The following is an 11,408-nucleotide window of genomic DNA, read 5'->3' on the forward strand; positions in this document are numbered from 1 at the left end:
TTTTTTAGTTCTCGTAAATGTAACAAAATCAATTAAAACAAAAATATTAATATCTAATATTTTTAACCATTAAATAAAGATATCATCAATAAAACACATCAAGAAAAGCACAATACTAACTAATCATCAAACCAAACAACAAATATCACAACCAACACTATTAATTGAAACAATAAAAAAAGCCTTTCACTTTATAAAGTGAAAGGCTTTAAAATTATGTTATATTTTTTACTAATTAGATAGCAAAAGTACGTTTATCTTTATGTTCGCTTTTATCATAACGATCAACACATTCGTGAAAGATTTTTACAGCTTCTTCAGCATTTCCCCATCCACCTGTATCTACTTTTTTCTTTTCTAAATCTTTATAAACTTTAAAGAAGTGTTCAATTTCTTTTAATCTATGTGGATTTAAATCACTAATATCATTATTATTACTCCAGATTGGATCTGAAACTGGTACACAGATAATTTTTTCGTCTGGTCCTTTTTCGTCTGTCATATGGAAAACACCAATTGGTCTAACTTCCATTACTACCATTGGATATGTTGGTTCATGACCTAAAACTAAAACATCTAATGGATCACCATCTAATGCTAATGTTTCTGGTATAAAACCGTAATCTCCTGGATACATCATTGAAGAAAATAACATACGATCAAAACGGATTTTATTTAATTCAAAATCGTATTCATATTTATTTCTGCTTCCTTTTGGTATCTCTATTAATACGTCAAATGTTAGATTTGCTTCTTGACTCATAAACTTTATATATTGGTTTTATTTAAGCTAAATTATATTTCAAATTGAACTTTTTGAGATTGCGAAAGTACGAGATTTTTAAGGTTTTGACAAGATAATTTTGCGGATTTACATAGCCTACTTTAGGTATTGTTAAAAATAAAATCCAAAACTACCTGTAACACCAAATTTTCTGGCGTCAGGATTAGTTATTGGATTTAGATAGTTTCCTCTAAAATTAAAATCTATTCTAAACACTTTAAAGATGTTACCTACACCAACACTATACTCGTAATAAGCTTCTTTACTTGGTGCTCTATACAATAATCCAGAGGCATTAATAGCTCTATTTTCTTGACTTACATCTCCTATCACACCTCTTGCTCCAACAATGGCTCTTAAATTATATTTTTTAAGAAATGGAATACGGGAAAATAAACGACCATTAAAATTATGCTCTATGTGTAATGTTGCATACTCATCGGTTACAAACTCGTAAAAATCTAAATTAGAAAATGTGTTATATATTGAAAAATAACTTTGATTACCAGGTACTACACTTAGCAATCCTAATGGCACTTCTCCAAAAATCTTACCTGCTTCAATGGTAGTAAACAGGCGTCCAAATCCACCTAAAGACCAAGGTTGTGTGTAAGAAAACTGTAAGCGTGTATAATCAAAATCACTATTTAAAATACTTTTATCTCCTAAGGTTATTTGTGCAAATAGTCTTGCAAAATCATCATTTTTAGTACGTCGTTCTACACCAAAACCTGTCATTTCTCTTTTAGGAAAAAAGGACATTGACATTGAGGTTTCGTATTGTTTAATTTCTGACTCTGTTGTTGTTTGGGTATCGTCTGTGTAATAATCCAAACTAAACGTTTGCGATGCAGACTCTAACGTCCTGTAACTTGTACTTAGACGAGTTATAAAGTTTCTAAAGGGCTCAGCTTCGATTGATAATGTACTTAAATTTATATTTGTTAACTTATCATTAATCCCAGTTCCAACTACAGAGCTACTGGCTAAACTTCGACCTAAAACATCTGTACTAGTGGTTAAACTGGCTCCTATCTGCTCAACATCTCTTCGATTACCTCCAGAAATAATTAAACGACTTTTTTTATCTAATAACCATTTACCAGATAATCCATATTTAAATTTATTATCTCTAAATCCGTAGGCTGTAAATCCTTCAATTCGCCATAAATCGTTTTGTCCAAAATAGGTACGTCCTCCAGCTCTAAGTCTTAAACCTTCAACATCATTGTAACCAAAGGTTGAAAAAATAGGTCCATAATCTAAATTTAAATCAGGAAACTCTATATAACCAGATGCTAAAATACTTCCTAAGTTATACAGACGTTTAAACTTTTTGGTATTTTTAAGCGAGTCTAACATGACATAAACTCCTTTTTCGTCTTTATTTAAGGATTCCATTCTGTTTTTCTCCCAAAAGCTATCATCTTGATTGTATAAATCTTGATCAAAACTATATACTTTTTCTTTGTAAAATTTTGGGTCTTTCTCGATATCAAACTTATAATTATCATATAAGGTTGTACGCTTTCCATAAATACCTTTGGATTTTTCTTTTTTATTAAAAGCAAAATCACTCATAAAATAATCACGTTTTATAAGAAAGACTGAATCGTTTAACACTTCAAACTCTTGCTCTATATAAATTTCTTTTACCCAGTTTATATTAGCACTTTTAGAGGCTTGCATGTTAATTTCTTTAATTGCATAAGTGGTATCTGCAACCCAAAAATCGCCTTTAAAAGTTAGTTCGTTTTTACGTCTTGGATAATAAATAATGTTGTAACACCATTTATTGTCTATGTAACTACTGTCTGCTAAAACGTAATTATAGGTTTGGATCCCTGTTCTAGAAATTGGACTTGTAAAGCTTTTGTCAAAAAACTTTAAATAGTTATCGTAGACATCATAATCTGAATACAAATCGTCTACAAAATCTATAATAATTTGGTTATTACTAAAACCAGAATTTTTGTTTCCTTTTAAAACGTCACGTTTTTGATTAATTAAGTTATCTCCATAAACTTGACTTGAAGACTCATTAATAAACATGGGCAAATAGGTTTTACCTGTAACGCTTGAAGTATCTACTTGCTCAAAAACAAACTCCATACCTTTAAACAATTTACTTTCTATTAAAGAACTGTCTATAGTATTAAGGTCAAACTCTACTTTCTCATATTTATCGTATTGGTATTGTTTGTATTTTTTTAATCCGTTACTACGCTTATTAGCCCAAATTTTTCTTAAAATATCAATAGCAGGATTATTTTTTTTAGGTTGTTTACCAGAAACAATTACAACTTCATCAAGAGCTGCAACTTCTTCTTTTAAAACCACTTTTAAATCATAGTTTACTTTTTTATCCAATGAAATTTCTTGGGTTTCAAAACTAATAAAAGACACTAGTAACGTGTCCCAAGTATTATCATCTTCCATGTAAAAACGTCCATCTTCGTTGGTTATTACTCCAACAGAACTCCCTTTAAACACTACATTTGCAAAGGAAACTGGTTGATTATTCTCATCGTAGACATGTCCACTAACTTTAGTTTGTGCAAATGTACAAATGGTACCAATAAGAAAACAAAAATAAAAAAGTCTACTAGTCATATTTGGGGATTAAAAAACAAAAAAGCTTCATCAACAAAACGTGCTAATGAAGCTTTTGATATATCTAAATGTACATTTTTTATTTGTACATTACTTTTTTTACAGCTGCAATAACATCTTTATGGTCTGGTAACCATTCTGCTAACAATACTGGAGAGTATGGTGCAGGTGTATCTGCTGTATTAATTTTTACTACAGGAGCATCCAAATAATCAAATGCTTCACTTTGTACTAAATATGTGATTTCAGTTGCTACATTACCAAAAGGCCAAGCTTCTTCTAACACAATTAATCTATTCGTTTTCTTAACAGACTCTAAAATAGCTTTTCTATCCATTGGACGAACCGTACGAAGGTCTATAATCTCACAAGAAATACCTTCTTCTGCTAATTTATCTGCAGCGATATAAGCTTCCTTTATAATTTTACCAAACGATACAATTGTTACATCTGTTCCTTCTCTTTTAATTTCTGCAACTCCTAATGGGATAGTGTACTCACCTTCTGGCACTTCACCTTTATCACCATACATCTGCTCACTTTCCATAAAAATCACTGGATCGTTATCACGTATTGCAGATTTTAATAATCCTTTAGCATCATATGGATTAGATGGGACAACTACTTTTAAACCTGGTGTGTTTGCAAACCAATTTTCAAAAGCTTGAGAGTGTGTTGCTGCTAACTGACCTGCACTTGCTGTAGGACCTCTAAATACTATTGGGCAATTAAATTGTCCTCCAGACATTTGTCTAATTTTAGCTGCATTGTTTATTATTTGATCTATACCAACCAATGAAAAGTTAAACGTCATATACTCTACAATTGGTCTGTTACCTGTCATGGTTGATCCAATAGCAATACCTGCAAAACCAAGTTCTGCAATTGGTGTATCTATAACACGTTTTGCACCAAACTCGTCTAACATACCTTTTGACGCTTTGTAGGCACCATTATATTCTGCTACTTCTTCACCCATTAAAAAAATGCTTTCATCTCTGCGCATTTCCTCGCTCATTGCTTCGCAAATAGCTTCTCTAAATTGAATTGTCTTCATCTAAATAATAATTTGAAAAGCAAAAATAACAATAAATGAAAAACTTTTAACTAAAGAATTATTTAAAATTTACTATGCATGCATAGTATTTTTAAGAAATAAATAATTATCTTCGTAACCGTAAGATTTAAGAGCTTTTTATAATCTTAAATTTTATTGAAATTTAAAGAAAAGTTAGACTAACTATATCGTTATAGTTGATTAAATCTAACATAAAAGAACTCATAAAAACAGAATAAATATGAAAATTTTAGTGTGTATTAGTCATGTGCCAGATACGACATCAAAAATTAATTTTACAGATGGAGATTCAAAATTTGACACAACAGGAGTACAATATGTAATTAATCCAAATGACGAATTTGGTTTAACTCGTGCTATGTGGTTTAAAGAGAAACAAGGTGCATCTGTAGATGTAGTTAACGTTGGAGGTGCTGAAACAGAACCTACATTACGTAAAGCATTAGCTATTGGAGCAGATACTGCAATTAGAGTAAATGCTGAAGCTAAAGATGGATACCAAGTTGCTAAAGAAATTGCAAACGTTGTAAAAGAAGGTAGTTATGATTTAGTCATTGCTGGTCGTGAATCTATAGACTACAATGGTGGAATGGTACCTGGTATGGTTGCAGAAATGATTGAAGCTAATTTTGTAACTAACTGTATTAGTTTAGAGTTAGACGGAACAAATGCTAAAGCTACAAGAGAAATTGATGGAGGAAAAGAAACTGTTAGCACAACTTTACCTTTAGTTATTGCAGGTCAAAAGGGATTAGTTGAAGAAAGTGATTTACGTATACCTAACATGAGAGGTATCATGATGGCTAGAAAAAAACCTTTAACAGTTGTTGAGCCAACAGGTGCTACAGTAGAAACGACTACTGTTAAATTTGAAAAACCAGCTCCTAAAGGTGCAGTAACATTAGTTGCTCCAGACAATTTAGACGAGTTAGTTAGCTTATTACATAACGAAGCTAAAGTGATTTAATTTAAAATTAATTCATCCCAAATTTGATTTGGAATCTTTAAAAGTTAACAAAATATTAATGAAATCCTGAAACAAGTTCAGGATGACAAAACAAAAAAATATGTCAGTTTTAGTATATACAGAATCAGAAAACGGAGCGTTTAAAAAAACCGCTCTTGAAGTTGCATCATACGCCAAAGCAGTTGCAGACCAAATGGGAACAACTGTTACTGCTGTTGCAGTTAACGCTAATGATGTTTCAGAATTAGGACAATATGGAGTTAATAAGGTATTAAAAATATCTGACGCTTCATTAAATAACTTTAATGCAAAATCATATGCCTCTGCAATTGCTCAAGCAGCAAAAAATGAAGACGCAAAAGTAGTTATTGTTAGCCAAAGTGCGGACAGTAAATATTTAGCTCCAATTTTATCAGTTGGATTAGAAGCTGGTTATGCTTCAAACGTAGTAGAAGCACCAAGCTCTACTGCTCCATTTACAGTAAAACGTACTGCATTTACTAACAAAGCATTTAACCTTACAACTATTGATACAGATGTAAAAATTGTTGGAGTATCTAACAACTCATTTGGATTGGTAGAAACTACTGGTGATGCTGCAGCAGAAGATTTCTCGCCTAGCTTACCAACATCAGGAGTTACTGTAGAGTCTGTAGACAAAGCAACAGACAAAGTAACTATTGCTGATGCTGAAATAGTTGTGTCTGCAGGTCGTGGATTAAAAGGACCAGAAAACTGGGGAATGGTTGAAGAATTAGCAGACGTTTTAGGTGCTGCAACAGCATGTTCAAAACCAGTTTCTGATTTAGGATGGAGACCACACAGTGAGCACGTAGGACAAACAGGAAAACCTGTAGCGTCTAACTTATATATAGCCATTGGTATTTCTGGAGCAATACAACACTTAGCAGGTATTAATGCATCTAAAGTTAAAGTAGTTGTTAACACAGATCCAGAAGCACCTTTCTTTAAAGCAGCAGATTACGGAGTTGTAGGTGATGCTTTTGAGGTTGTACCACAACTTATCGAAAAATTAAAAGCGTTTAAAGCAGCAAACGCATAATTTTTAGTAAATTTAAGTTCTTATTAACAAAGGACTGTTTAAATTATGTACAAAAACTACTTATTGTAGTTTGGTAAAGTCCTAATTTAAACGGTTCTTTGTTTTTTATATACTATGAGTTTAGTCCGATTAAATATTAAAGGTATTTCTTACAGCCAAACACAAAATGGTGCTTACGCACTTATTTTAAATGAAGTCGATGGTGATCGTAAACTACCTATCGTTATTGGTGCTTTTGAAGCACAATCCATTGCTATAGCATTAGAAAAAGAAATTAAACCTCCAAGACCATTAACTCACGATTTATTTAAAAACTTTGCTGACAGGTTTGATATTGTTGTTAAGCAAGTTATTATTCATAAGTTAGTGGATGGTGTCTTTTACTCATCACTAATTTGCGAACGTGATAAAATAGAAGAAATTATTGATGCCCGAACTAGCGATGCAATTGCATTAGCATTACGTTTTCAAGCACCTATATTTACTTATAAAAACATACTAGATAAAGCCGGAATTTATCTAAAAGTAGATCCTACTAAAGACGAAGATCCTGATAACATTTTAGTAGATGATATTTTAAATGAAGAATTTGAAATAGAACAAACACAAGACGATTATATATCTAAATCTACAGAGGAATTACATAACCTCTTAGAAGAAGCTGTCAATAATGAAGATTATGAAAAAGCAGCTAAAATAAGAGACGAAATCTCTAAACGCTAATCCCTTTACAATGAAACAATTTACACTAGCGATTGTAGCTATACTATTAAGTGCTGCTTCAAGTTTTGCTCAAAATATCGAAAAAGATTGGCAATTAGAAGCTAGTCAATCTAAACTAGAATTAATAAACATCAACCTATCCAATAAAGATGTTTTATCAATAAAAAAAGGAACCTTTAGCTACAACAAGTCATCGGGAGATTATATACATCAAAATAATGTTTTAGTATTTTATTACGATACACCTGCAGATTTAGTAAAAAGATTTAAGGTTCAAAAACTTACAGATTCGACTTTAGTACTTAAATCAAAAGAAAACATTTACGCTTTTAATGTTAAGGAAAAACTTGCTGACCAAACCTTAGTGTCAGAAACTGAAAAAATTATTCCAAGTAGTGGCTTTACCTTTACAAGTTTTTGGAGAGGATCACTAGGAATGTTATCACTAATTTTTATAGCATTTTTATTTAGTAGTAATAGAAAAGCAATAGATTGGAAAATTGTTGGAATAGGTTTAGCTTTCCAATTACTTATTGCAATAGGAGTTTTAAAAGTAGAATTTATAAAAACCGCTTTTGAATTTGTTGGAGGATTATTTATAAGTGTCTTAGATTTTACTAGAGCTGGAAGTAAATTTTTATTTGAAGGTTTAGTTGTTGACATGGACACCTTTGGTTTCATTTTTGCCTTTCAAGTATTACCTACAATTATATTCTTTTCAGCATTAACATCATTATTATTTTATTTAGGAATAATACAAAAAGTTGTACAAGCTATGGCATGGTTGCTATCTAAAGCTCTGAAGATATCTGGAGCAGAAAGCTTAAGCGTAGCAGGAAATATATTTTTGGGACAAACTGAAGCGCCTTTATTAATTAAAGCTTACCTAGAAAAAATGACTAAATCAGAAATGCTATTGGTCATGATTGGTGGTATGGCAACTGTTGCAGGTGCAGTACTTGCAGCATATATTGGTTTTTTAGGAGGTGATGATGAAACATTGCGTTTATTTTATGCTAAACATTTATTGGCAGCATCTGTAATGGCTGCTCCAGGTGCAATTGTAATCTCTAAAATATTATTTCCACAAACCGAAGATGTTAATACTGATGTTGAAGTATCTCAAGATAAAATTGGATCAAACATTTTAGATGCTATAGCTAATGGTACAACCGAAGGTTTAAAACTTGCTGTTAATGTAGGTGCCATGCTTTTAGTATTTGTTGCCTTTATAGCCATGGTAAATGGTATTTTAGGTTGGGTTGGAGACATAACTTACATTAATGATTGGATTAAAACCAATACCAGTTACACAGCTTTATCTTTAGAATTAATACTTGGATACATATTTGCACCATTAATGTGGCTAATAGGTGTCGCTAAACAAGATATGGCATTGATGGGTCAGTTATTAGGTATTAAGTTAGCTGCTAGTGAGTTTATCGGTTATATACAATTAGCAGATCTAAAAAATGTAGCAAATGCTACGCATTTATCGTATGAAAAGTCTATAATAATGGCTACATATATGTTGTGCGGATTTGCAAATTTTGCTTCTATAGGAATCCAAATTGGAGGAATAGGATCTCTAGCTCCAGGACAACGCAAAACGTTATCTAAATTTGGTATGAAAGCTTTACTTGGAGGTACAATAGCCTCATTAATATCTGCAACAATAGCAGGTATGATTATTGGATAGTTAAGTTAATAACTTTATGATATATTATTTAGGGTTAACATTTTAATGTTAACCCTTTTTTATACTTTTAAATATTAGAAATTTTGTAAAATGAAACAATACCACGACCTAGTTAAACACATATTAGAACACGGAAACACTAAAGAGGACAGAACAGGAACAGGAACCAAAAGTGTATTTGGATATCAAATGCGTTTTGATTTAAGTGAAGGTTTTCCAATGGTAACTACTAAAAAACTACATTTAAAATCTATAATTTATGAATTACTTTGGTTTTTAAATGGTGATACAAACATCAATTATCTTACAGATAATGGTGTGAAAATATGGAATTCTTGGGCAGATGAGAATGGGGATTTAGGTCCAGTTTATGGACACCAATGGAGGAATTGGAACAATGATGAGATAGACCAAATAAAAGACGTTATACATAGCTTAAAAAACAATCCAGATAGTCGACGTATGATAGTTTCGGCATGGAATCCTTCTGTTTTACCTGATACCTCAAAAAGTTTTTCTGAAAACGTTGCTAACGGTAAAGCTGCTTTACCACCATGTCATGCTTTTTTCCAATTTTATGTAGCAAATGGTAAATTGTCTTGTCAATTATATCAACGTAGTGCAGATACTTTTTTAGGTGTACCATTTAATATTGCTTCATATGCTTTATTAACAATGATGATAGCTCAGGTTTGCGGTTATAAAGCTGGTGACTTTGTTCACACTTTTGGTGATGCTCACATTTACAGCAATCATATTAAACAGTTAGAATTACAATTATCTAGAGAGATTAGACCATTACCTACAATGACAATTAATCCTGAGGTGAAGGATATTTTTGATTTCAAATTTGAAGATTTCAAATTAGAAAACTATAATCCACATCCTCACATTAAAGGAGCTGTAGCAGTATAAAAATAATTACATAATAAAAAACGCTTAAAATTATAAGCGTTTTTATTATAAATTAATTACACTATTATCTGTGTCAGCATAATCATTCCAAGTGTAAGCATCTGCCTCTACTTCATTTTGCCATTGTCCATCGACTACATATTTAAATTCGTATGCTTGTCCTGATTCCAGATTTACAGTCCCTTTAAAAGTTCCGTTTTTTAATTTTTTTAATGGTTCAGCTTTAGTGTTCCAATTGTTCCAATTTCCTGCTACAACAACTTCTTCTGCTTCAGCTGCTGGAACTGTAAAGGTAACTTTACAAATAGGTTTACTTTTTAAAAATTGTTTTTTAATAGCCATAGTATAAAGGTTTTATAATATCTAAATTAGACAAGATTTTTTAAGTCTTCAAAATAAAAAATAATTAATTTTAAACTTTTATCAGATTATTAAAAATACTAAGGGAAAATATTTTTTTTGTTAATTTAAGTGAAATAAATTGTTATTAATAAAACCACATCAACAACTTAACCAACTGAATATCAATTAAAACGACTTTCGTTTAAAAATAAAATTCTTAAATATTATAAAAACACTAACTTTACATCATAAACTTAATATATGTTCGGAAAAAAGAAAAAAGAGACTCCTAAAATCGATCAGGAGCAATTAGAACTTATAAAAAATGCACAACGTAGAATCAAGCAAAAAAAACGTTTATATGCACACTTTGTCATATTTTTAATTGGTGCTGTATTTATAATATTAGCCAATACAGTTTTAGGTATAGGAAAAGAAACAAAGTTTTTTGGTATTGACTGGTTTGTGTTTGCTATTATGGCTTGGTTATTTTTCTTTTTATACCACTTATTTAGTGTGTTTGTAACCTCTAAATTTATGGGTAAAGATTGGGAGAAAAAGCAATTAGAAAAATTAGTTAACAAACAGAAGGTTAGAATTGAAAAATTAAAACATCAAATTGAAAAAGAAGATCTTCATATTGCAAAAAGTGAAGTTTTTGAAAAACAAATTTTATCAAAAACTAACACTTTAACAATGATTGTTGCTGCTGGACAAAATAATGAAATTGGTAAAAACAATGACCTTATATGGCATTTACGTGACGATTTGAAACGTTTTAAGACCTTAACCTCAGGACACCATATAATTATGGGTCGTAAAACATTTGAGAGCTTTCCAAAACCGCTACCAAACCGTACACACATTGTAATATCTAGACAGACAAATTACAATGCTCCTGAAGGTGTTATAGTGGTAAATAGTTTAGATGCAGCTATAGCACATGCTAAAAACGACACCCAACCTTTTATTATTGGTGGTGGAGAAATTTACAAACTTGCAATGCCTTATGCTACTAAAATAGAATTAACTCGCGTACATTCAACATTTGATGCTGATACCTTTTTTCCAGAAGTTGACCTAAACGTATGGAAAGAAACTGAAAACACATTCCATAAAAAAGATAGTGAACATGATTACGAGTTTTCTTTCTTAACTTATGAAAAACTTTAAAACAGAAAAAAAATATAAACAAAAAAAAAGCNCTACATTTAAGCAGCTTTT

General features: G+C 31.1%; 10 protein-coding genes. 6 read left to right on the top strand and 4 right to left on the bottom strand.

Annotation, left to right across the window (positions count from 1 at the left end; translation table 11 throughout):
• Positions 1-235 precede the first annotated feature (235 nt).
• The 3 genes from ITB9_RS08595 to ITB9_RS08605 all read right to left on the bottom strand — a co-directional run bounded on the left by ITB9_RS08595 (position 236) and on the right by ITB9_RS08605 (position 4,454).
• Complete coding sequence (locus tag ITB9_RS08595) at positions 236-763, bottom strand: inorganic diphosphatase (protein WP_028289545.1); 528 nt, start codon at positions 761-763, stop codon at positions 236-238.
• 132 nt (positions 764-895) lie between these two features.
• A complete protein-coding gene (locus ITB9_RS08600; protein ID WP_054851895.1) occupies positions 896-3,397 on the bottom strand; it encodes a DUF5686 family protein in 2,502 nt (833 codons plus the stop codon).
• Between the two features lie 79 nt (positions 3,398-3,476).
• Entirely contained in the window at positions 3,477-4,454 is a 978-nt protein-coding gene (locus tag ITB9_RS08605; protein WP_028289543.1) for a pyruvate dehydrogenase complex E1 component subunit beta, read from the bottom strand.
• A gap of 241 nt (positions 4,455-4,695) precedes the next feature.
• Between ITB9_RS08605 and ITB9_RS08610 the strand changes: the two genes are divergently transcribed.
• The 5 genes from ITB9_RS08610 (at position 4,696) to ITB9_RS08630 (ending at position 9,842) form a co-directional block, all read left to right on the top strand.
• Positions 4,696-5,442: an electron transfer flavoprotein subunit beta/FixA family protein gene (locus ITB9_RS08610; protein ID WP_028289542.1), complete on the top strand. Its 747-nt coding sequence runs from the start codon at positions 4,696-4,698 to the stop codon at positions 5,440-5,442.
• A 100-nt stretch (positions 5,443-5,542) separates the two neighbouring features.
• A complete protein-coding gene (locus ITB9_RS08615; protein WP_054851901.1) occupies positions 5,543-6,505 on the top strand; it encodes an electron transfer flavoprotein subunit alpha/FixB family protein in 963 nt (320 codons plus the stop codon).
• Positions 6,506-6,619: 114 nt separating this feature from the next.
• Complete coding sequence (locus ITB9_RS08620) at positions 6,620-7,228, top strand: bifunctional nuclease family protein (protein WP_028289540.1); 609 nt, start codon at positions 6,620-6,622, stop codon at positions 7,226-7,228.
• A 10-nt stretch (positions 7,229-7,238) separates the two neighbouring features.
• Positions 7,239-8,927, top strand: a complete 1,689-nt coding sequence (locus tag ITB9_RS08625; RefSeq protein ID WP_054851896.1) for a NupC/NupG family nucleoside CNT transporter — start codon at positions 7,239-7,241, stop codon at positions 8,925-8,927.
• Positions 8,928-9,017: 90 nt separating this feature from the next.
• Positions 9,018-9,842 (top strand): thymidylate synthase, encoded by an 825-nt coding sequence (locus ITB9_RS08630; RefSeq protein ID WP_054851897.1) that lies wholly within the window; start codon positions 9,018-9,020, stop codon positions 9,840-9,842.
• Positions 9,843-9,887: 45 nt separating this feature from the next.
• Here ITB9_RS08630 and ITB9_RS08635 read toward each other — a convergent pair whose 3' ends face one another.
• Positions 9,888-10,184, bottom strand: a complete 297-nt coding sequence (locus ITB9_RS08635) for an isoamylase early set domain-containing protein (protein WP_054851898.1) — start codon at positions 10,182-10,184, stop codon at positions 9,888-9,890.
• Positions 10,185-10,445: 261 nt separating this feature from the next.
• On the opposite strand from ITB9_RS08635, the gene ITB9_RS08640 reads away from it, so the two are divergent.
• On the top strand, positions 10,446-11,357 hold the full coding sequence (locus ITB9_RS08640) for a dihydrofolate reductase (RefSeq protein ID WP_054851899.1): 912 nt from the start codon (positions 10,446-10,448) through the stop codon (positions 11,355-11,357).
• Positions 11,358-11,408: the final 51 nt, after the last annotated feature.

The organism is Olleya sp. ITB9 (assembly GCF_001315805.1).
Lineage (GTDB): Bacteria > Bacteroidota > Bacteroidia > Flavobacteriales > Flavobacteriaceae > Olleya > Olleya sediminilitoris.

Excerpts from the sequence above, each read along its gene's own strand:
- ITB9_RS08595 (WP_028289545.1), bottom strand. The coding sequence starts at position 763 with ATGAGTCAAGAAGCAAATCTAACATTTGACGTATTAATAGAGATACCA.
- ITB9_RS08600 (WP_054851895.1), bottom strand. The coding sequence starts at position 3,397 with ATGACTAGTAGACTTTTTTATTTTTGTTTTCTTATTGGTACCATTTGT.
- ITB9_RS08605 (WP_028289543.1), bottom strand. The coding sequence starts at position 4,454 with ATGAAGACAATTCAATTTAGAGAAGCTATTTGCGAAGCAATGAGCGAG.
- ITB9_RS08610 (WP_028289542.1), top strand. The coding sequence starts at position 4,696 with ATGAAAATTTTAGTGTGTATTAGTCATGTGCCAGATACGACATCAAAA.
- ITB9_RS08615 (WP_054851901.1), top strand. The coding sequence starts at position 5,543 with ATGTCAGTTTTAGTATATACAGAATCAGAAAACGGAGCGTTTAAAAAA.
- ITB9_RS08620 (WP_028289540.1), top strand. The coding sequence starts at position 6,620 with ATGAGTTTAGTCCGATTAAATATTAAAGGTATTTCTTACAGCCAAACA.
- ITB9_RS08625 (WP_054851896.1), top strand. The coding sequence starts at position 7,239 with ATGAAACAATTTACACTAGCGATTGTAGCTATACTATTAAGTGCTGCT.
- ITB9_RS08630 (WP_054851897.1), top strand. The coding sequence starts at position 9,018 with ATGAAACAATACCACGACCTAGTTAAACACATATTAGAACACGGAAAC.
- ITB9_RS08635 (WP_054851898.1), bottom strand. The coding sequence starts at position 10,184 with ATGGCTATTAAAAAACAATTTTTAAAAAGTAAACCTATTTGTAAAGTT.
- ITB9_RS08640 (WP_054851899.1), top strand. The coding sequence starts at position 10,446 with ATGTTCGGAAAAAAGAAAAAAGAGACTCCTAAAATCGATCAGGAGCAA.